Here is a 21,417-nt window from a genome sequence, read left to right as displayed (position 1 = left end):
GGGCTCAGCGATTGTCGTAACGACTGTAATCGAGCACGCCGGAGGTCAGCGGCTCCGCGCGACGATACTTGCTCAGCAACTGGTCGCTCAGCGACCAGAAGCGAGGGTCGGTACGGCGGACACCGAAACGGTCTAGCAGCGCCGCGTAATCCGCTTCGTTGCGCAGTTGCTGGATCCGGCTCACCAGCTCGGGCAGGTCCGCTTCGCTCACATCGAGGAAGACGTTGGGATAGGCGCCGATGACGCCATTGGCCAGGGTCACACTGTCTTCCGCCACCAGACGGCGATTGGCTTCGCCGAACATGGAGGCGATGTTGGTGTAGGCGCTGTTGCTCAACAGAGTGAGCAAGCCGTGATCCCTGACGTTGATGAATGTCACCTGCGGCACGATGGACGCCGGCACGCCGCGCAGGTTGTCCAGCTGTGCGAGGGTCGCGACGCTGCGGGCCGACAAGCCGGAGTGCGACAGATCGTTGCTTTGGTTGAGGATCGGCGCCATCCGTTTGCGGAGCGCGGCGAACAGCTCGGCCTTGGGATCATCCGTGGTCGCCTCGAACGGCGGCAGCAGGGCCTCGCGCTCGAAATAGGCATTCAGATATTCGCGCACGTCCTTCTCGGCGCCGCGATACCACTGATCGATCTCGGCCTTGCGACGATCCGGCGGCAGGAAGCCGACGAAGTTCATCTCCGATTCCATCCGCAGGAAGTCCATGTACATGCGCGTCATCGCCTGATGCGAAGCTGTGCCATACACATCGAAGCCCGCGACCAGCAGGTAGTGGATGCGCTCCAGGATGGGATAGTCGATCAGCCACGCGGTTTGCGGCGGGGTGCCGACCATCCCCTGCACGACGGTGGCGCTGTCGTAGTGGCGGAACACGGTGAGGGCGGCGTTTCGATTGTGGCCTTCGCCGTTCCAGAATGTATTCAGTCCGGCGGCGCGTAATGCATCGGCGTTCTTGCGAATGAAATTTCCCTTGGCTTCGAGGTAGCGACGCTGCGCGCCGGCGTAGCTGAGCCAATGAGTCACCGACCACAGTCCGCTGTCGACGCCGGCGGGCAGTTTCAGATTCTCGTCCTGATTCGCCAGGAACTGGGAGAACTCCGGACCGACCGCCGACTCCGGCGCGGTGAAGAACACCCAGAAGCGGTCTTGAATGACGTCCAGCGCGATATTGCCCCGGCACACCGGCCCCTTGATGAAGTTCATGATGGTGAACTCCGCTTCATCGAGCAGGAAGCTGTAGCGCGAGCGATAAGGAATGCGCTGATAGGTATAGAACGGGTTGGACGCGGTATGCGCGTCATAACCGGGGAGCGCTGCGACGGTGTAGTCGGCGTCGATGAACCACTTGCGCCACAGATCGCGGCGGGCCGGGGTCAACAGATACGGCAGGTGGGTCTTTGCGACGACGCTCGCGGGATCGCGCCACAGCCGATAGTACACGCGCGCCACACCGGGATCGTCGTAAGGACGGCGAGTGCTGATGAGATCGAGCGGTTGCCCGGGCGGCGTGCGCGAGCGGACCACCTTGAAGAACACGGTATCGGCGCCCTTGTCCTCGAAGTAGATGTGGGCGAGATACAAATGCTCGTACAAGTAACGCGCGGCCAGCTGATGTTTCAAGCTGTCGCCGTTGAACAGGGTTTCCCAGTAATTCAGCTCCCTGGTCAGGCGCTCGCTGAGCGCTGCGGGCCCGGTGGCCGGCGCGCCTGCCGCCAGCCAGCCGATGAGTTTGCCGTGCTCCTGGTCGCTGAGCGGCGGCAGGCCATAGGGCATGCCCCACAACGGATATTTGTCGGCGAAGCCTTCGAACTCTTCGATCTTCGGGCATTGCTCGGCGCGGCCCAGCGAGAAGTCGAAGCTCTCCGGCAGGATCTTGCCTTCGGGCAGCGGATGCAATTGTTTGAGCTCGAGCATCCGAGCCAGCAGCCCGGCCTGTACGTTGGCAGTGCTCTCGTCGCGACGCTCGTTGAGCACAGGATGAAAGCCGCGTTCGCGCCACTGCGCCGTGGTCTGTGCGTCTTCGAACAGTCGTGAAGTCGCGGCCGGTGTCAGACGAGCGGAGTGATAGACCCGATCTTTGCTACCGCCGCGCAGGATGCCTTCGTAGGAGTCGAGCTTGAGCTGGCACGGAGCGTCGTAGCAACCGTGGCAGACGAGGCAGCGATTCTCCATCAACGGCCGAATGTCTTTTTCGTAGGACACCGGCGCCGAGCTTGCCGGCGTGAACTCCTTGGCGGAGGTCGTGCCATATTCCGTATCGAGCTGACGCGCGGCGAGGACGGCACAGCCGGTCGCGAGCATGAGCAGGGCGGCGACCAGCGGCCAGCGCAAGGGACGGGCTCGAATGTTCACGGATGCCTCTAGGAAGTACGCAAGCCGCGCTCGATCAGAATGCGCCAGATGTCTTCGGCCGAGTCGGCGTAGTCGAACAGCGCCAGATCGTCCGGGCTGATCATCGACTCCTCCAGCAACGCGTCCAGATTCAACAGGCGCTGCCAGTAACGGCGGTCGTACATCACGATGGGAATGCTCGGCGCCTTGCCGGTCTGGCGCAACGTCAGCACTTCGAACAATTCATCCATGGTGCCGAAGCCGCCCGGAAAGACCACCAGCGCATGCGCGCGCATGGCCAGGTGCATCTTACGCATCGCGAAGTAGTGGAAGCGAAACGTCAGCTCCGGCGTGGTGTAGCGATTCGGCAGTTGTTCGTGCGGCAAAGTGATGTTGAAACCGATGGTCGGCGCGTGGGCCTCGTAGGCACCGCGGTTCGCCGCTTCCATGATGCCCGGGCCGCCGCCCGTCGCGATCACGTTGTCTCGCCATCGATCCCGAGGCGCCTTCGCACCACCGCGCTCGCTTGCGATGCGACCGAATTCACGCGCGGCCTCGTACCAGGCCAGCTGACGCTCCATCTTCTGGGTTTCCGCTTCGCTGGGCTGGACCGCCGCCTGTTTCCAGGATTCCATTCGCTCCGGCGAGGGCACGCGCGCGCTACCGAAGACGATGATGGTCGAACGCACGCCCCAATCCCGCAGCAACAGGTCCGCCTTGGAGTACTCCAGGGCGAAACGCGCGGCTCGCATCTCGTCTCGTAGCAGGAAGTTCGTGTCTTCCACCGGGAGCAGGAAGCTGGGGGAGTTGAGCTGATCGCTGACCTCGGGGAGCGGGCTGGACATGGTCGATAGGTGCCTGAGTCGGGAATTTCGAGCCCGATTTTGAAAGATGGCGGCGGTCGGCGCAACGAGGAACGGCCGGGGCCGGCCAATCGTTAGGTCATCGAGCTGCACGGGTTACATGAGCCGCAGGAGATGAGACTACCGACCTGGCGAGCCGCGCTGAAGTGGATCGCCCTGGGCATTGCCGGCCTGTTCGTTCTGATACTGCTGGTATTGGCCTTTGCCGACTGGAACCGGCTCAAAGGCCCGGTGGAGCGGGTGGCGAGCGCAAAGTCCGGTCGCACTGTGAAGATCGACGGGCCACTCGACGTGCACCTCTGGTCGCTGACCCCACGGGCCAGCATTGAAGGACTGGTCATCGGCAACCCGCCCTGGGAAGCCGACCGCCCCATGGCGCGCATCGATCGGCTCAACGTCCAGATAAAGCTGCTCCCTCTGTTCATCGGCGACATCATCCTGCCGCGAGTCGAGCTGGTTGAGCCCGAGGTCTATTTGCATCGTGACGCTCAGGGGCGCGCGAACTGGACGTTCGAGAACACCAAGCCCAGCAATGCCCCGGCGGGTAAGCCGCCCAAACTGCCGGTGATCCGCGATTTTCTGATCGACGACGGTCAACTGACCGTACGGGACGAACTGCTCAAGCTCAAAGTCGATGGCACCGTGCAGGCGCATGAGTCCATTGCCGAGAAGGAAAAGTTCGCTTTCAACATCAAGGGTAAGGGCACCATCAACGAGCAGCCCTTCAATATGAGCGTGGGCGGCGGCCCGCTGGTCAATCTCGATCCGGACGAGCCGTATCCCTTCAAGTTACAAGTGCGCGCCGGAGACATCCGCGTCGAGTCCGATGGCACGGTGAAGAAACCTTTCGATCTCGGCAAGCTGGCGCTCAACGTTCACGCCAGGGGCGGCGACCTGGCCGATCTCTACTATCTGACGCAGCTCGCTTTGCCGAATACGCCACCGTTCGATGTGTCCGCGCATGTCGAGCGGGACGTGAAGGTGATCAAGGTGACGAAGCTGGCGGGCAAGATTGGACAGAGCGACATCGGCGGTGCGCTCACGGTCGATGCGTCGCGCAAACGTCCCGCTGTTACGGGAGATTTGCACTCTCGACAGTTGCGCCTGAAAGATCTCGCGGCGTCGCTGGGTTCCGAGCCTGAGACTGCAGGGTCGCTGCAGGGTAAGAGTCAGCCATCGAAACCGCCAGCGAAGAATCCCAACGCGCGTTTGTTTCCAACGTCGCATCTGCAGGTCGATCGCGTTCGAGCCATGGACGCGGACGTACGCTTCGAGGCACGCGCCATTGACGCGGGTTCAGTGCCGATGAAGAAGGTTGCATTTCACGTGAAGCTGGATGACGGCGTGCTGGCGGTGTCACCGTTCGCGCTCGAATTGCCGCAAGGTCAGTTGAGTGGCACGGCTCGAATCGATGCCACCGGCAAGATTCCACAAACCAGGCTGGATATCCGGGTGAAGGACCTTCAGCTCGATCAGTTGAAAGGCAAGAAACCGGACGCGCAGCCGCCGCTCGCCGGTGTGATCCAGGGGCGAGCCGTGATCGAGGGGCAGGGAGATTCGGTGCATGACTTGATGGCGGACGCGGATGGCCGTGTGTCGTTCATTCTGCCGAGTGGACAGGTCAACGCAGCGCTTGCCGAGCTCACCGGTATCAATGTCGCTCGCGGTTTGGGGCTGTTGTTGAAGGGAAGCGATGACCAGGCGCCGATTCGCTGTGGCGTGGCTCAGTTCGAGGTGAAGGACGGCAAGATGCGCGCCGACAATGTCGTCTTCGACACGAAGGATGTGCGCATCCAAGGTCGCGGCGAGATTCGCCTGGGACCCGAAGAGCTCGATCTTTCCATCAAGGGGGAGCCGAAGAAGCTGCGCCTCGCACGGTTGCGCACGCCGGTAGAGGTCAACGGGCATCTGCTCGATCCCAGCATCGGCGTGGATGTGGGGAAGGTGGCGACGCAGGGTGCGGTGGCGGCGGCCATCGGCGCCGTGATCACGCCGATCGCCGCGGTCGTTGCATTTATCGATCCGGGTCTGGCGAAGGACGAGAATTGCGCGGCGCTGCTGGATAACGCCGAGTCGGGGTCTTGAGGCGATTCACACGCCGTCGGCTCGAACCCGCAAGTTCGACACCAGCCGCCGGCCCTTCAGATAGAAGTCCCGGGTGCGCCGGCCGATCTCCCGCCAGTCGTACGCGCTGAGATCGACTGTTTCATCCTCGCCGATCGTCGCCGATCCCATCGCTTGCAACAGATGTTCCGTCTGCAACCGACCGCTGTAGAGCGTGAGCCAGCGCTTGCCGACGTGACTTTGAATCTCGGGGAGTGAGCCGAGATCGGGTGCGAGTACCGCGCGATTGAAAGACAGCGCCAGAAAGACGCTGCCGGAATTCAGGATGTTTTGAAAGGGCAGGACCATGACATCGGCCGCGCCGACGTACAGCGGCACCTGTTCTTCCGGAACAAACTGCAACGACAGCCGGATGCGTGAGTCATCGGCGACCAGTTGCTGAAGCTCGTCGGCACGCATCGTGTGGCCGAGCTGCCCCGCGATCACGAGTTGCACGTCGGCGTGCGGCAGCTTGCGAAAGGCGTCGATCAGCGCGGGCAGATTCTTGTACGGGCGGATGTGGCCGAGGAACAGGAATGTGAAGCGTCGGGCGAGGCCCAACTGATCCCGGCAACTCGATCGGGACTGCGCAGGTGGATAAGCATCCCGATAGTGGCCATGAGGAATCACGGCTGCGGATTTGTTACGGAGCGCCGGATAAGTAGTCAGCGCCGAGGCCAAGCCGTGTTGAGTGAGGGCGATGACGTGAGTGCACAGGCGCGGAAACCACAGCGAGAACAGTCGTTCGCCCAGCGGCAAGTGACGCTCGTGCGGTTTCAGGTTGTGCATCGTCCAGACGATGCGAGTCTTGCGCCAGCGCAACCACGCAAAGAGCAGCGCGAGTCGGGCGTGCTTCACAATGGTGCGTAATGAGGAACGGGCGTGCAGATGCAGGTCGGGCCAATGCAGGTGTAGAACGTCATAACGGTTCTTCAGCGCCTGCATGAAGCTGAAATCGTCGACCCGCACGCCCTGACGTTCGAGATTTTCCGACAGGCTGCGCAGGTACGGATTGTCCCCGTGTTTGGGAAACATCAGGACACGCAACTGCTGCGCCTCGGGCGCGGATTCCGTCAAATCACGGTCGGTCACGACTGGGCTGGGACTTCTAGTTTTTAGTAGGTGGTAACCGTAGTGAGAGTCTATAGGGGCCCAGCCCGGCCTGCAAAATAAAGGTAGCCACTTTTCGCCGTTCCCTGTTCTATAGCCCCGGACCGTCCTTCGTGCGGTCGCAGGCGGGGTGGGGTTTGCACAATAGCGACCGCAGGAAATCGTTCGTGGCCGACGTTGCCGTCCAGTACGGCCGGCGGCTGCAGCGCTTTCTGGCGGCCCGGCTGCGCAATGCCGGCGATGCACCGGATCTGGCACAGGAGGTGTACTTGCGGCTGCTTCGGGTCGACAAGCACGAGCTGATCCGTAATCCGGAAGCGTACATGTTCACGGTCGCGAGCCACCTCTTGAACGAGCACACCCTGCGGCAGACGGCCGCGCCGGTGATCGTCGATCTCGGCGAGATCTTCACCGAGCTGCGTACCGTCGCCGAGCACGATCCGGCCGAACAGGTCGAGCGTCAGCAACGGGTCCAGGATCTGGAGCAGGCGATGGAGAAGCTGCCCGCCAAGGCCCAGGCGGCGTTGTTGTTGCATCGACGGGACGGTTACACGTTGGAAGAAGTCGCCGAGCGGCTGGGCGTTTCCCGCGCCATGGCCAAGAAGTATCTCGCGCGCGCGCTGGTCCATTGCCAGCGCCGCCTCGAACGGGCGCGGGAACGGGAGCAGGCGAATCAATGAGCGACTCACGAATCCAGGAGGAGGCGGCCGAGTGGCTCGTGACCCTGCGCGATGGTGGCGGCGATGCGGAGGAGCGGGCGGAGTTCGCGGCATGGATCGCCAAGTCTCCCGCGCACGTGCGCGCGTACCTCGAGCTGTCCACTGTATGGACCGATGCCGCCGCCTTGGATGCGCAACGACGCGTCGACATCGACGCTTTGATCGCGTCCGCTGAGCTATCGAGCAATGTGGTGACGCTGGCGGGGACCCCCGCCGCGCCGAGCGTTCCAAGCAAGCCCCAGGCTCGACGAATCGGTTGGCCTCAACGTCTCGCTGCTTGCGTTGCCATTGTCTGCATCTCCGTCGCCATCGTTTGGTGGCAGGGCACGCAGGCGCTGACTTATACGACGGGCATCGGCGAACAGCGCTTGCTGACTCTGAGCGATGGCTCGCGCGTCGAATTGAACGCACGCTCTCGCATTCGCGTGCGCTTCTCCGAGCAGGAGCGCCTGGTCGAGCTGCTGGAAGGTCAAGGAATGTTCCAAGTGGCGAAGAATCCGCTGCGACCGTTCATCGTCCATAGCGGTCACACGCGCGTTCGCGCCGTCGGGACCCAGTTCGATGTGTATCGTCGCTCCAGTGGCACCCTGGTCACTGTGCTCGAAGGCAAGGTGGAAGTGCGAGCCGGCTCCGCTGGCGCCGTGGAACGCAGCGTCGATTCGGTCAGCTCGCTCGGCGCGGGCGAGCAGGTCATCGTGGTGGCCGATCGAATCAATCATCCCGAGGGCACGAACGTTGCCGCCGCCACGGCGTGGACGCAGCGTCAACTCGTATTCGATGCCGCGACTCTCGCCGAGGTGGCCGACGAATTCAATCGATATAACTTGCGACAACTGGTCATTCGCGACGCTGCATTGAAAGGATTTCTGATCAGCGGCGTGTTTTCTTCCACGGAACCCGCCTCGTTGCTGAGCTTCCTGCGGCAACAGCCGGACTTCCAAGTGCAGGAAACGGATACGGAGATCCGCATCTCGCGCCGTGAATGAGCGCGAGCGAAAATTCAGGTATCCACTTTTCCCCTGCGTCCGTTCTAAGGGCGCCATGAAACTGTCGTCGACTGCGACGGCAGTCACAACAAGCCTCCACAGAGGCAGGGGAGTAGTGTTCATGCGTGCAGCCATTGTTGCGGCGATCTGTGTTTCCTCGGTGGGTTTGTCGCTGGCCTCGGACGTCGAGGCGGCGATTCGCAAGTCGACTCACATTCCAGCGCAGGGATTGGGGCCGGCGTTGCAGACCCTCGCCAAGCAGCGCGATTTTCAGATCGTCTATCGTCCCGAGTTCGTGCGTGGCTTGAACACGTCGGGCATCGCCGGCGATCTGACGCCTGAAGAAGCGCTGACCGAGTTGTTACGGGGCACCGGGCTGGTTCATCGCAAGGTCGATGACAAGACCATCACCATCGTGCCGGCCCCGACGCAGATCGAGTTGCCGAGCACGGGCATGCTGCCCGATCAGATCTCCTTCCTGTCGCTGAGCGCGCCCGAGGATGCGCCGGTCGAGTCGCCGACGGTCTGGCAGCGTCTGCGGATTGCACAGGCGGAGTTCTCCTCCGAGGCCAGGCAGAGCGCCAGCGGTAAGCAGGAGACGAACAGTCCGCGCTACAGCGAAGTGGAAGAGCTGGTCGTTACCGGTTCGCGTCTGTCGACGACACGTCAGCAACAACCGGTGCCCGTGAAAATCATGAGTCGTGCGGAGATCGACAGCAGCGGCGCGACGAGTGTGGCGCAGGCGCTCAATCAAATGCCCGAGGTGTCGGTGCAATCGACCACGGCGCCGTTTCAATCTGGACGCGGCAGCCAGACCGTGCAACTGCGTGGCTTGCCGTCCGGAACGGCGCTGGTGTTGCTGAATGGTCGCCGCTTGGCCGGCACGCCGTTTCAAGCGAGCAGCGGCATCACCAATCTCAACGTTCTGCCGCTGTCCGCGGTGGAGCGTATCGAGCTGTTGCCTTCGGGATCGTCCGCGATCTACGGCGGCGATGCGCTCGCAGGCGTCGTCAACATCATTCTCAAGACAGATTTCGATGGCGCCGAAGTCGATGCGCGCTATGGCAGTGCCGATGGCTACGATGAGCAGCGATTCAGCTTCGCGATGGGCAAGACATTCTCACGCGGCTCGCTGTCATTCATGGGGTCGTATTCCAAGAACTCCGTATTGTGGGGCTCGGAGCGCGCGATCACAGCGGACACGGATTACTCGCGCTATGGCGGTCACGTTTATGCCGTGACCTATGGCATGCCGGGCAATGTTTATTCACGCGACGGCTCCAATCTGCCGGGCCTGAACTCGCGCTTTGCCGCGATTCCGGTGGGCACCGATGGCATTGGCTTGACGCCGGCCGATTTCGCCGCCACCGCGGGAACGTTGCAGCGGGACATGGGCTTCTATCGCTACTCCTCGGTGATTCCCGCCACGGAGTCGACCAGCGCGATGCTGTATGGAACATTCGACGTGACACCCAACGTGGAGCTGTTCGGCGAGGCGATGTATTCCCGCTACGAGTCGGAGGAAATGGACTATCCGATCTTCATGCATCAAGCCTATCGGGTGCCGGCCTCGAACGCCTTCAATCCGTTCGGCGTGGATATCGGCGTCGATCACGTGTTTCGTACCGACGAGGGCTTTTGCTACTGCTTGAAGCAGGAGTACGGTCGCGCGGCGCTGGGCCTGCGTGGCGACATCGGCGCATGGCGCTGGGAAGTGGCGGGGACCTATACCAAGGGCAAGGACACGACCGATGAAGGCCCGGTGTTCGACCCCAACGCGGAGCCGCGCTTCGCGGAGGCGCTGGCCGATTCCAATCCGGCCACCGCGCTGAATGTTTTCTCCGATCGTCACTGGACCCTGGATGAACTGAAGCCGTATGGCTTGATGACGCTGGTCAACGAGCTGACCTCGGATCTCACTTCGGTCACGGGATTCATCAGCGGGCCGTTGTTCGACTTCGGTGCCGGTGCGGTTCAAGCGTCGTTCGGCGCGGAGGTCGAGCGTAGCAAGCTGTTCTACAACTACTACATCACCACCTTCGGCGGTGACCGCGACAACTATGCGCTGTTCAGCGAAGTGCGCGTGCCGTTGATCGGACCGGGCGAAGGCGGCAACGCGGCCCGGCTCGCATTGACCGGCGCGGTTCGCTTCGACGACTACAGCGACTTCGGCAGTGAGCTGTCGACGCAATTCGGTGTCGAAGTGCGGCCCCACGAGTCGCTGCTGTTGCGAGCGGCGTATAGCGAGGCGTACAAGCCGCCGCGGTTGTATCAGCTGTTCTCGCCGACGGTCTCGACCCAATCGACACTGACTGACAGCCGTCGCGGCAACGAAGCTTACGCCGCGAGGTACTACACGGGCGGCAATCCCGATCTGGACGCGATGACCGGTTACTCCACCAGCGCGGGCTTCGTATTCACGCCGGCGGCGTTACCGGGATTCGAGCTGCTGGCGACGCATTGGACCACCAAGATCGAGAACTACGCGAACCTGCTCAACCAGAGCGTGGTCATTGCCAATGAAGAACTGTTCCCCGGCTATGTCGTACGCTCACAGCCGACGCCGCAGGACATTGCCAACGGCTACCCCGGTCGCATCACGGAGTTCCGCAACATCTATCTGAACTTCGGCACGTTCGATCTGGCGGGTGTGGATACTGGGGCAAGCTGGCGTGTGCGTACGCGCCTGGGCGAGTTCGTGCCCAGCGTGTCCGCGTCCTACATATATAAGTACGACACCGGGCTGGTGCCCGGCGTGCCGGTGCAGAATCGGGCGGGTAAAGCGACCGCCAGCTTCTTTGCGCCCAACTGGAAAGGTTCGGCATCGCTTGGCTGGAACACGTCGCTGCTGCAGGCGACGCTGGTGGCTCGCTACGTCGGTGAGTACGAGGATTACGATCCGTCCAAGCGCAAGCTCGGCGACTTCGCCGTGTTCGATATCAACGCCAAGCTGCAAGTGGGCAAGGCGCTGGGCTGGTCCGGTTCCGTCATGGAGCAGGCCTACGTGACGGTCGGCGCGGTGAACCTGTTCAACCGTCTGCCCGACTATTCCTATAACCGTGGCTCGGTGGGTTACGACCCGACGCAGTACGACATCCGCGGTCGATTCATCTATCTCCAGGCCGGGCTGAAGCTCTAACCGGCCGCTCTTCTTCGAGGACTTTCCCATGCAAGCAAATCGCTGCGCCTGGATGGTGGCGCTGTGCTCGGTTTTTGTCGTCGGTTCCGGCCACGCGGCAGGCCCTGCGGGCGGCACGAGGAGCTGGACGATCCGTGACATCGTCGAGACCGGTCAGATCACGAGCACCACGCTGGACGAGCAACGGCGGCGGGTGGCGTTCGTGTTCAGACAAAGCTCGGTGGAGCGGGGCGACACTCGTTTCAGTCTCTACGTCGTGCCGGCCGATGGCAGCTCGGCCGCGCGAAAGATTCTGGACACGGCCTACATGGACGATGTTTCGCCACGCCCCGGCACCGATCGGTGGACGGTTCGCGCGGATCTGGGCCAAGGCGTCCAGCTCTATGAGATCGATGACCGGGGCGGGACCCGACCGCTCATCGTGACCGAGCGAACCGCGCCCGTCGGTGGCTTCGGCGGAATGTTACAAAGCGCGCATGACGAGTCGCGTCAGACCGGCGTCGTTTCCTATGCCTGGTCGCCCGATGGCTCGGCGCTGTGGTATGCGAAGCTGCGACTCAGATCGCCCGCCGAGCAGCAGGCCGTCACCAACGCCGGCGTGGTCTACAACTCCGCGACCATGACGAGCCTGGCGTTCGGCAAGGACATGAGCGCGATGGACGGCACCGAGCTGCGATTGTGGCGGCCGACGGAAGATCGCTTGCTGGCCCATGTGCCTGCCAGCGCCATGGACGATTTCCTGCGCTTCTCCCGCGATTCGGTGGCCTGGTCCAGCGATGGCAAGCGTTTGCAGTACTCCGATTCGGAGAGCACCAATGGCGGCCGGCGCGACTTCGTTCGCATGGCAATCGATCTTGCCAGCGGCAAGGTGGAGCGCGTTCCGAATGCCGCGGCGTTGGAAGCGCTGTATGCCTCGCCGCTGCCGAATGGGCAAAGCTTCGTCACGGTCAGAGACGAGGCGAACGGCAAGCGGCTCGTTCATCTGGACGTGTCCGGCAAGGTGTTGAAGGATCATGGACCGGTGGACTACTCGCGGCTCAGCAGCCGCGTAGGTTCCTCGTGGAATGCCGCTGGCGACCGCGCCGTGCTCGGCGTGACTTATCGAGATCACGATGGCCTGGTGCTGTTTCCCAACGTGGCGGCGAATTCGAAGTGGTCGCAGCGGCGGGATCATTTCTCCAACTGCGTGTTCAGCCAGAATCTCGAATACGGCGCATGCGTTCGCGAATCGCTCACTGAGCCACAACAGCTGGTCGCGGTGTCGCCGAGCCGAGGCGAAGTCAAAACCATCGCGAAGCCCAACGCCGCGCTCGAAGAGATCGAGCCGCTGAAGAGCGAGCGTCGTGAATGGACGGGCAAGTCCGGTGGCGTGAGCGACGGCTACGTCACCTATCCTCGCAACTTTGTGAGTGGCAAGAAATATCCCGTCATGGTCGTCACCCATGGCGGCGATGCGCGCAATCGCTTCGCTTACTACGGCTTCCAGGCGGAGGCGCCGGTGCAAGTGTTCGCGGAGTCGGGTTATGTCGTGCTCTCGGTGAACGATCCAATCAGCAACGCCCGTACACGCCAGTCCCGCGACAAGTTCCTGCACACCGATGGCGGCGATGCCAACGTCGAAGCGATGCAGTTCTATAAGAACGTCGAGCCGTTGGAGGGTATCGAGGCAGCGGTGCAGTGGGCAGCCGATGCGGGCATCGTCGATGCGAATCAGGCAGGCATCGCGGGCTACAGCCGCGGCTGCGAAGTGGTCGAGTACGCAATGAGCCACTCGAAGCTGTTCAAAGCGGGCGCCAACGGCGACGCGGGCGGTTGGATGCCTTCCGGCTACTGGGCGGGCGGCACCGACAACTATGTGGGTTTGTATCAGGGCATGTTTGGCGGCTCGCCATACGACCCGCGCGCGGTCGAGAACTACCGTAAACATTCGGCGGTGTTTCGTGTCGATCAATTCTCCGGCGCCATGCTGCAGCAGTCGGCGGCGCGCTCGTCGATGTTCGGGCTGGAGCTGCACATGATGCTGCGTCTGGCAAAGGTCCCGAACGAGTTCGTGTTCTTTCCCGACGAGTCGCACATCTTCTGGCACCCGCAGCGGCGCGCGGCGGCCATGAATCGCAGCTTCGACTGGTTCAACTATTGGCTGATCGGCAAGCGCGATGCGTCGCCGGACAAGAGCGATCAATACGCACGGTGGGATGCAATGGCCCGCGAGTGGCGCGCCAAGAATCAGAATTCCGGGAGCTGAGGCATGCGTTCGATGAAGTGTTCGATTCTGTGGGTGGCCATCGTTGCCAGTCATGCGGCGGCGGCGAAACAGCCATTCACCTCGGCCGACTTGCTGTCGATGAAGCAGATCGGGGGTTACAACGGAGCGCTGGCGCTGTCGCCGGATGGGCAGTCGGTCGCGATTCAAATTCAGCAGGCAGACTTCGCCGCGCGGACTTATAAGCTCGATTGGTACGTAGCGGCCGTCAACGGCGCCGCGCCGGTGCATATCGGCGCGGGGGGTGAGGTGATGTTGAATCCGAGCCCGCTCGGTCGCATCAACGGCTCGCGCGCAACGCCTGTGGGGAAGTGGTCTCCCGATGGTCAGTGGGTCGCGTATCTGCGCAAGGACAATAGTCACGTGCAAGTGTGGCGCAGTCGCGCGGATGGGTCTCTGCAGGAGCAGGTCACGCACAACCCAGCCGATGTGCTCGACTTCAACTGGAGCGCGGACGGCCAGGCCATCGAGTTCAAGGTGGGGCGCGATCGCTCCATGATGGCTCGCACCGAGCAGGAGGAAGGCGATCGCGGCATCCTGCTCGACGATCGCTGGGTGCCCGACAACAGTAATGTGCCATTGTGGTTTGCGTGTACTGAAGATGGCTGGGACGTCCCACAGCCGGCATCGCAGAAGTGCACGCCGACGGCGTGGGTCGTCGATGTTGCCAGCAAGCAAGAGCGCCTCGATACCGCAACCTCAAAGCAGCCGGCGATCCGTCCTCCTGGCGTGGCGTCCGAGCGGGTCATTCAGAAGGTGACACCGGATGCATCGGGCAAGCGTTTCGCCTGGTTCGAGAACGAGACTCCGGTCGAAAGCCCGGGCTTCGCGGCCGAGCTGACCCTGTTCGCCGATGGCAAGCGTTGTGGTGCGCCGGAATGTCATGGGCAGCTGAAGGCGTTCTGGTGGCACGGCGACGAAATCATCCTGCTGAATCGTGAAGGGCACGCGTACAGTGAACTGACGTTGTCGGCATGGCGCCCGGGTGCGAGCAAAGTGCGACGGATCTATCACCTCGACGGCGTCATCGACGCCTGCGATGTGAGAAGCGGTCGTGCCGTTTGTCTGCACGAGACGGCGACGACGCCACGCAAGCTCGTATCGATCTCGTTGCGCGATGGAAAACTGCAAACGGTGTTCGATCCGAACCCGGGATTGGCTGCATTCGAGCTCGGCAGCGTCGAAAAAATCGAATGGCACGACGCCTACGGCAACCCGACCTTCGGTCACCTGGTGTTGCCGCCGAATCATCCGCAGGGCAAGCGTCTGCCGCTGGTGATCGTGCAGTATCGATCGAAGGGCTTTCTGCGCGGTGGAGTAGGCGAGGAATATCCCATTTATCCGCTGGCTGCCGCGGGATTCGCCGTGCTCAGCTTCGACCGGCCGGAAGACTGGGGGGCGATGAAGAAATTCGAACCGAAAAAGGTCGGTCAGTCCGAGGCCAGGGAATGGGAGGATGCGCGTGAGCGCAAGACCGCGCTGACGGCCTTGGAGATCGTCATCGACAAACTGTCCGAGCGCGGCATCATCGATGCGTCACGTGTCGGTCTCACCGGCCTGAGCGACGGCGCGGAAACCGTCGAGTTCGCGTTGTTCAACTCGAATCGTTTCGCCGCCGTGGCGCACAGCGGCAGCTGGTCGCCGTATGTCTATCAGCTGTCCGTGAATTCCTGGATGCGAGAGTTCCTGTACTCGATGTTACAGGCGACCAGTCCCCAGCAGCTGATGGAACGTTGGCAGCCCATGTCGCTGGCCTTCAACGCGGACAAGGTTCGTGCGCCCGTGCTGATTCAGGTGGCGGACAGCGAACTGCTGATGGGGCTGCCGACTTATGTGGCATTGAAGGATGCCAACAAGCCGGTCGAGACCTATGTGTTTCCAGGCGAGTATCACATCAAATGGCAGCCGCAACACAAGCTGGCCGTGGCCGAACGCACCATCGACTGGTTCAACTTCTGGCTCAACGATAAGGAAGATTCGGCAAAGGACAAGGCCGATCAATATCAGCGCTGGCGTGCCTTGCGTCAGCAGCAGCTGAGCTCGGCCCGATAGCAGGATTATGAATAAACGGCCGCGCGCCAGGATCGGGCAGGCGCGCGGCCGATCGACTCACGCCAGAGCACCAAACAAGGGCTCTGCACCACACCGGTCGCCTGCGCATATCGGTCGTGACGCTTGCCGATGTCACGATTTTTCAAGCGACGATCAAATGTAAGTTCATGAAACATTTGCGACGTCGAGCCGCGGCGCCGGATGTCGATGCGGCTCGGATCGTCATGTGACGACGGCCGGTCAGCCCTCTGGCCGGCTTATTGCAACCTTTCCCGTGCGCTGTTGATGCGGGCATGCTGAATGAGCTGTTCCAAGGTAGGAACGGCGGGCGTGCGGTCGTGAGCAACAACAGCAGCTTTCAACACCCCTGTTCGGAGGTCATGCCATGAACATGAATCACTCGAAGGGGCGCAACGCCGCGCACCGCTGGCCAGATAGCTCTGTTTCCAACAAGATCAATTCGAAAACGGTCGCACTGACCGGTACCCTCCTGTCCCTCGCTGTGTCACAGGCGCTCGCGGATGGTGCCGCGGACGAGAAGCACAAAGTAGAAGAAATCGTCGTCACAGGATCGCGCGTCTCGGGAATGAAGGCCGTCGAAAGCTCTTCGCCGGTGCAGGTTCTGGACGCGGCGGCACTGGAATCCGCCGGCAAGCCGGATCTGATGAATGCTCTCGCCAATACAGTGCCATCGTTCACTGCGCAGGCGTTTGGCGGCGACATGGCCAATCAGACATTGCAGGCCAAGCTGCGTGGCTTGAGTCCGAATCACGTGCTGGTGCTGGTAAACGGCAAGCGCCGCCACACCACCGCAAGCCTGGCGGTTCTCGGCGGACCCTACCAGGGCGGCGCCGGCGTCGATCTGAATTTCATTCCGGTGGAGTCGATCGATCATCTGGAGGTGCTGACCGAAGGGGCGGCGGCCCAGTACGGTACCGATGCCATCGCGGGCGTGATCAATATCAAGCTCAAGAAGGACGATTCGGGCAGCGGCATCAGCTATACGCATGGCGGCTACTACGCCGGCGATGGCGATACCGATTCGATTTCAGGGAGCATCGGACTGGCGCCCACGGACGATTCGTTTCTGAATATCTCGGGCGAAACGCGGCAGCATGCGCATACCGATCGCGGCGGGATCGATCCGCGTGTCGTGAATCCGGCGAACGTGGACCCCGCGAGCGGTGGCACGTTTCCGAACACCAACATGCCGTTTGCCAAGGGTTACCCGTACCTGAACAACATATTCGGCGATGCCGAATACGACATGAAGCTGGCGTCGTTCAACAGCGGGATCATGGTGGGCGAGAGCACGGAGGTTTATGCCTTCGGTACCTGGGGAGAGAAGAACGCGGGCTCCTATGAAAACTACCGGCTGCCGAGTCGCGTTTCACACACGGATCCCGACACGGGTGAAGTGACCTACCTGTATCCCTATGGCTTCGATCCGCGGGAAGAAATCGAGGAGACGGACTATCAGATCACGGCGGGCATTCAGGGCGGCGTCGGTGAATGGCGCTGGGATCTCGCGTCCACCTATGGCAAGGACGAGATCGACATGTTCACACGAGACAGCGCCAATGCTTCTCTCTTCGCCGCCACGGGCGCCACGCCGACCGATTTCTATGACGGCACTTACACGGCGTCCCAGTGGACGACGAGCCTCGACATGGTCAAGACCTTCGATCTCGGCATGGCCGGGCCGTTGAACTTCGCGTTTGGCGCGGAGTATCGCAAGGAAACCTGGGAGGCATCGCCCGGCGATGCGGCTTCGCGCTATCTCGAGGGCGGTCAATCCTTCCCCGGCATCGGTCTGTCGGATGCGGGCAGTTACGATCGCGACAACGTCGCCGGCTATGTCGATTTCTCGCTCCAGCCGATGGAGGGATTGCGGGTCGGAATCGCCGGGCGCTACGAAGATTACAGTGACTTCGGCGACACCTCGGTCGGCAAGGCGACGGTGCGTTATGACTTCGCGCCTTCGTTCGCATTGCGCAGCACGTTCAGCACCGGCTTTCGTGCTCCGACACTGGCGGAGTCGTACTACTCCGCGACCAACGTCGGACCGACGACGGCGTTCGTGCAGATGCCGCCGAACTCGCCGGCGACGGCGCTGCTCGGTCTCGGGGCGGGGCTGCAGCCGGAGAAATCGACCAACTATTCCTTCGGCTTCGTCATGCGGCCGATGGACAGTATGTCGCTGACCTTCGATGTTTATGAGGTGGAGGTGCGCAACCGTATCGCCGCCACCAGTACTTTCTACGGCACGATCGACGGCGAGCTGTTCTCGCAGGCCATCGTCGACGCCATCATCGCCAACGGCAACATTCTCGACCCCGAAGTCACGGCCAGCGGCGACACCGGCATCAACCTGTTCACCAACGGCGTGACCACGCGAACGCGCGGCGCGGACCTCGTGTTCGACTATCGGACGGAGTACGGCCCGATGCAGGTCGATTGGAACGCCACCGCGACTTACAACAAGACGGACGTGACTTCCATTCGGGCAACGCCGCCGCAGCTGGGCACCTCGCAGGCGTTGTTCGACAAGGTGGCGCTGTCGGACCTGCAGGATACCGTCCCGGAATATGTGCTGAATCTGGGCGGCACGTTCCGATGGGAGCGGCTGACCGTGAGTCTGCGTGAGGTGATCTACGGCGAGTCGTCGCAATTCGAAAACGACGGCGGTGCCACCAACGGTCAGATCATGTTCTATGAAACCACCATCGGGGTCACGCCGATCACCAATCTGGAGGTCTCGCTGGAAGCGATGGCGGGCCTCACGTTGACTCTGGGCGCGGTCAATCTGTTCGATGAGATGCCTGAGAAACGTAACGATGCCTATCGCGCCGTGCAGTTCCGTGATGGCGACAACGGTGCGGTTTCGCAATACCCGTCGTTCTCGCCGTTCGGCATCAACGGCGGTTATTACTACGGCAGGGTCTCGTACAAGTTCTGAGGTCGAAGGCGGGTGGGCATGGGCTCACCCGCCGGTCGGATTCATTTCGCGAGCTGCACTTCGATCTCCACCAGCATGCCCGGTGCGACCAGCCCCGCCACTTGCACGGTCGAGCGGGCGGGCAGGTTGGGTTGTTCCCTGGTGCCGAAGAACTGCGAGTACGCCGCCATGAACCCGGCGAAATCCATGCGGCCCGCCTTGGCGGGATCGCCCACCAGATACACGGTCATGGCGACCACGTCCTTGAATCCGAGGCCGAGCAGATCCAGCGATTCCTTGATTCTGCCGAACGCGCTCATGGCCTGGGTCTGAGTGTCGCCCCAGTATTCCGGCGAGCCTTCGGTGGCTTTGGGATTGGCCGGGGTCGGGGTGATGCCGCTGTGAAAGAGGATGGTCTTGCCGGCCGGCACTTCGACGGCCCGTGCGATTGGGAATTTCGAACCGCCGGTGAGTGCGTGGCGCACTACATCGGCGGCGTTCGCGCTGGACATGAGCACCAGCGAGGCGGCGATCGCGGTAGCGAGGCGGATGCCTGACATATCTGATTCCTTCTTGGCGAGATGACAACAGTCAGCGACGTGCGCGCAGCGTATTAATATACGTGACCACGTCGTCGATGGCTTGTGTATCCGGCAGCGTCTGCGCGAGCGCGCGCATCTGAGCGCCATTGGTATCGCGCTGATCGCTGCCGCGTAAGCCCGCTTTGTAGTTCCGCAGCTGAGTGACGAGATACCAGTCCGTTCGATCGGCGAGTGCCGGCGCGCCCACTGTTTGATTGCCTTCGCCGTTCGAGCCATGGCAGGACGCGCATGTCACGTACAGCTCGCGGCCGCGGGCAGCGTCGCCTGTTACGGTGATCGGCGGGGCTTTCGGTTTGAAGGTCGAGACATATTCGATCGCCGCATCCATCGCGGCTCCATCGCGCAAGCGGACGCCGACGGGCTGCATCTCATGACCGGCGGCATCGTCCGGATGCGTGCCGCGGACGCCGTCGCGAAAGGCTTCGAGTTGACGGCGGATGTACCAGGGTTCCATCGCCGATATTTTTGGCGCGCGAATGGCAGGATTGCCGTTGCCGTGCGCGCCGTGACACACGGTGCAGTAGGAGAGATCGGAGTTGTCGGCAGCAATCGCTGTGGTGGAGAGCACAGTGGTCGCGATCAATGGCAGCCAGGCCTTCATGCCGCCACCACTTGCGTCGCTTGCTCGCGCACCCGTCGATCGATATCGGCAATGGCATGAAAGGCTGAATGAATCGCGCCCTCCTGCCAGCCCGAGTGATAACTCAGTTGATCGCCGATCAGGTAGTGGCTGCCGAGTGGAGCCTGCAGGCGCTTGAACCATTGCGTGCGAACCGAATCATCCCATCGCGTGGAGCATCCGAGCATGTGATTCATCCGATGCCAGGGGATGCTCACGGCGCTTTCGACATAGCCGCCGTAACCCGGATGCAGTTTCTCGCCTTGCTGAATGGCCAGCTCGATGCGTTGCGCCGGCGTCAGGCGCGCGAATTTCTCGCCGGTCTGATCATCGAATGTGTAGGCGCCGAGCATCACGCCTTTCTGTCGATGGATGCCGTGCGCGGGATACCACAGCTGCACGATGTCCTGCATGGTCCACGAGATGCCTCCATAGATGCCCTCACGTTCCCAGAAGCGTTCTTTCATCTGCAGTCCGATCTTGAACAGCTTGCCGCGTTGTACCGCCGTGAAGCCGTCGGCGTATTCCGGCGGAAAGTTGTGATCGATGCCGGCCAATAGCGGCATCGGAATGCTGTTCAGGCAATAGTCGGCCTGGAGCAGCGTGCGTTGGCCCTTGTGTCGGTAGACGACATCGACGCCGGTATCGGTGGAGCGCACGCTTTCGACCTGGGAGTGCAGGCGGACGCAGTCGCCGACCTTGGCCATGAAGCCGGCGACGATGCGGTCCATGCCGCCGACCGGCTCCATCATCATCGCGGACTGATCGTCCAGCTCGCCGAAGCTCATGACATACATGAATCGCGAACGCATCAGCTCCGCAATGGGCAACGGCTGTTTGAGCGCCTCCGGGCCGGTGTAGTCGTGCCTGGCGAATCCCGCCCGGGGAGAGCCTGCATAAGTGAAGCGTCCGTCGAGCTCGCCGAACTGACGCACGTACTCGAGCAGATGGCTGTAATCGGCGCCGGTGAAGGGCGCGCTCAATTGTTCCGGCTTCAGTGATTTGGCGAGCAGCTCGGCGATGAAGCCGCGCGTATCGGTGATGTATTCGCGATTGCGGATCGGCCGGCCATTGAACATCGCATCGTCCTGTACCAAGGCGCTGCGGTTGTCATTGATGAACGGCGCCAACGATACGCCGAGTTCCTTGCAATAGCCGAGCAGGGCGGAGTGATGGCCGGGAATGCGGGCGGGCCCGGCGTTGAAATACAGATCGGGATCGCGATCGAAGCCGCACGTCTGCGGATAGCCGCACTCATCGATCAGATCGCCACCGCGCAAGGTGAGATTGCGGCCGCCGGCGCGATGGGAGGCCTCGATGATCTGAACGTCGTAACCTTTTTGCCGCAACTCATAGGCCGCCGTCAGTCCGGCGATGCCGGCACCGAGGATGGCGATCTTCTTACGGCGCTTGCCTGTCAGCGGGGCAATGTCGGGACGGGCTGCGTGAGTGACGGCGGGCAACAAGCCCATTCCGAGTGCAGCTTGATATATGGCCGTGGTGCCGCCGACGGCACCGACCATATGCAGAAAGCCACGGCGCGACATTCCCTGGTTCATAGCGGCTGGCAACCCTGCTGATGAGATCGCTCATGCAAGCATTCAAGGGCTGTGCCAGTTTCAGGGAAGTAACAAAACCGCGAGCTTGCGTGACTTTGTTATTTCCACGCAAGCATCGGCTGCACT

13 protein-coding genes are annotated in these 21,417 nt (G+C 62.1%); 7 read left to right on the top strand and 6 right to left on the bottom strand.

The genetic code is table 11. The features are described 5' to 3' along the window. Positions 1-4: 4 nt before the first annotated feature. Positions 5-2,359, bottom strand: coding sequence for a fatty acid cis/trans isomerase (locus EKO19_RS00635; RefSeq protein WP_129774483.1), 2,355 nt, complete (start codon positions 2,357-2,359; stop codon positions 5-7). 8 nt (positions 2,360-2,367) lie between these two features. Further along, on the bottom strand, positions 2,368-3,183 hold the full coding sequence (locus tag EKO19_RS00630) for an LOG family protein (protein ID WP_129774482.1): 816 nt from the start codon (positions 3,181-3,183) through the stop codon (positions 2,368-2,370). A gap of 132 nt (positions 3,184-3,315) precedes the next feature. Between EKO19_RS00630 and EKO19_RS00625 the strand changes: the two genes are divergently transcribed. Beyond that, positions 3,316-5,286, top strand: a complete 1,971-nt coding sequence (locus EKO19_RS00625) for an AsmA family protein (RefSeq protein ID WP_129774481.1) — start codon at positions 3,316-3,318, stop codon at positions 5,284-5,286. A 6-nt stretch (positions 5,287-5,292) separates the two neighbouring features. Here the strand turns inward: EKO19_RS00625 and EKO19_RS00620 are convergent, their stop codons facing one another. After that, the gene (locus EKO19_RS00620; protein WP_129774480.1) at positions 5,293-6,396 is read right to left on the bottom strand and encodes a glycosyltransferase; all 1,104 of its coding nucleotides are present in this window, start codon (positions 6,394-6,396) and stop codon (positions 5,293-5,295) included. Between the two features lie 185 nt (positions 6,397-6,581). On the opposite strand from EKO19_RS00620, the gene EKO19_RS00615 reads away from it, so the two are divergent. The 6 genes from EKO19_RS00615 to EKO19_RS00590 all read left to right on the top strand — a co-directional run bounded on the left by EKO19_RS00615 (position 6,582) and on the right by EKO19_RS00590 (position 18,532). Further along, positions 6,582-7,094: an RNA polymerase sigma factor gene (locus EKO19_RS00615; RefSeq protein ID WP_157995039.1), complete on the top strand. Its 513-nt coding sequence runs from the start codon at positions 6,582-6,584 to the stop codon at positions 7,092-7,094. After that, entirely contained in the window at positions 7,091-8,119 is a 1,029-nt protein-coding gene (locus tag EKO19_RS00610; protein ID WP_129774478.1) for a FecR family protein, read from the top strand. Before EKO19_RS00615 ends, EKO19_RS00610 begins: the two co-directional genes overlap by 4 nt. 121 nt (positions 8,120-8,240) lie before the next feature. Continuing rightward, positions 8,241-11,258 carry a TonB-dependent receptor gene (locus tag EKO19_RS00605; RefSeq protein WP_175596913.1) on the top strand — a complete coding sequence of 1,006 codons (3,018 nt, stop codon included), beginning with the start codon at positions 8,241-8,243 and terminating at the stop codon, positions 11,256-11,258. 28 nt (positions 11,259-11,286) lie between these two features. Then, entirely contained in the window at positions 11,287-13,503 is a 2,217-nt protein-coding gene (locus tag EKO19_RS00600) for a prolyl oligopeptidase family serine peptidase (protein WP_129774476.1), read from the top strand. Positions 13,504-13,506: 3 nt separating this feature from the next. Then, positions 13,507-15,573 carry an Atxe2 family lasso peptide isopeptidase gene (locus EKO19_RS00595; protein WP_129774475.1) on the top strand — a complete coding sequence of 689 codons (2,067 nt, stop codon included), beginning with the start codon at positions 13,507-13,509 and terminating at the stop codon, positions 15,571-15,573. 385 nt (positions 15,574-15,958) lie between these two features. Next, the gene (locus EKO19_RS00590) at positions 15,959-18,532 is read left to right on the top strand and encodes a TonB-dependent receptor plug domain-containing protein (RefSeq protein ID WP_217705059.1); all 2,574 of its coding nucleotides are present in this window, start codon (positions 15,959-15,961) and stop codon (positions 18,530-18,532) included. A 41-nt stretch (positions 18,533-18,573) separates the two neighbouring features. Here EKO19_RS00590 and EKO19_RS00585 read toward each other — a convergent pair whose 3' ends face one another. The 3 genes from EKO19_RS00585 to EKO19_RS00575 are packed head-to-tail and all read right to left on the bottom strand — an operon-like array spanning position 18,574 to position 21,279. After that, a complete protein-coding gene (locus tag EKO19_RS00585) occupies positions 18,574-19,071 on the bottom strand; it encodes a RidA family protein (RefSeq protein WP_129774474.1) in 498 nt (165 codons plus the stop codon). A 31-nt stretch (positions 19,072-19,102) separates the two neighbouring features. Beyond that, the gene (locus EKO19_RS00580; protein WP_175596912.1) at positions 19,103-19,714 is read right to left on the bottom strand and encodes a c-type cytochrome; all 612 of its coding nucleotides are present in this window, start codon (positions 19,712-19,714) and stop codon (positions 19,103-19,105) included. Beyond that, positions 19,711-21,279, bottom strand: coding sequence for a flavin monoamine oxidase family protein (locus EKO19_RS00575; protein ID WP_157995038.1), 1,569 nt, complete (start codon positions 21,277-21,279; stop codon positions 19,711-19,713). Before EKO19_RS00575 ends, EKO19_RS00580 begins: the two co-directional genes overlap by 4 nt. Between the last annotated feature and the right edge of the window lie 138 nt (positions 21,280-21,417).

The organism is Peristeroidobacter soli (genome assembly GCF_004138485.1).
In the GTDB taxonomy this organism is placed as follows: Bacteria; Pseudomonadota; Gammaproteobacteria; order Steroidobacterales; family Steroidobacteraceae; genus Steroidobacter; species Steroidobacter soli.
Note: the sequence above shows the minus strand (reverse complement) of the source record. Positions and strands in the feature narration are given on the sequence as shown.

Coding starts and splice junctions, on each gene's coding strand:
- EKO19_RS00575 (WP_157995038.1), bottom strand. CDS start 21,279: ATGTCGCGCCGTGGCTTTCTGCATATGGTCGGTGCCGTCGGCGGCACC.
- EKO19_RS00585 (WP_129774474.1), bottom strand. CDS start 19,071: ATGTCAGGCATCCGCCTCGCTACCGCGATCGCCGCCTCGCTGGTGCTC.
- EKO19_RS00595 (WP_129774475.1), top strand. CDS start 13,507: ATGCGTTCGATGAAGTGTTCGATTCTGTGGGTGGCCATCGTTGCCAGT.
- EKO19_RS00625 (WP_129774481.1), top strand. CDS start 3,316: ATGAGACTACCGACCTGGCGAGCCGCGCTGAAGTGGATCGCCCTGGGC.
- EKO19_RS00580 (WP_175596912.1), bottom strand. CDS start 19,714: ATGAAGGCCTGGCTGCCATTGATCGCGACCACTGTGCTCTCCACCACA.
- EKO19_RS00605 (WP_175596913.1), top strand. CDS start 8,241: ATGCGTGCAGCCATTGTTGCGGCGATCTGTGTTTCCTCGGTGGGTTTG.
- EKO19_RS00630 (WP_129774482.1), bottom strand. CDS start 3,183: ATGTCCAGCCCGCTCCCCGAGGTCAGCGATCAGCTCAACTCCCCCAGC.
- EKO19_RS00610 (WP_129774478.1), top strand. CDS start 7,091: ATGAGCGACTCACGAATCCAGGAGGAGGCGGCCGAGTGGCTCGTGACC.
- EKO19_RS00590 (WP_217705059.1), top strand. CDS start 15,959: ATGAACATGAATCACTCGAAGGGGCGCAACGCCGCGCACCGCTGGCCA.
- EKO19_RS00600 (WP_129774476.1), top strand. CDS start 11,287: ATGCAAGCAAATCGCTGCGCCTGGATGGTGGCGCTGTGCTCGGTTTTT.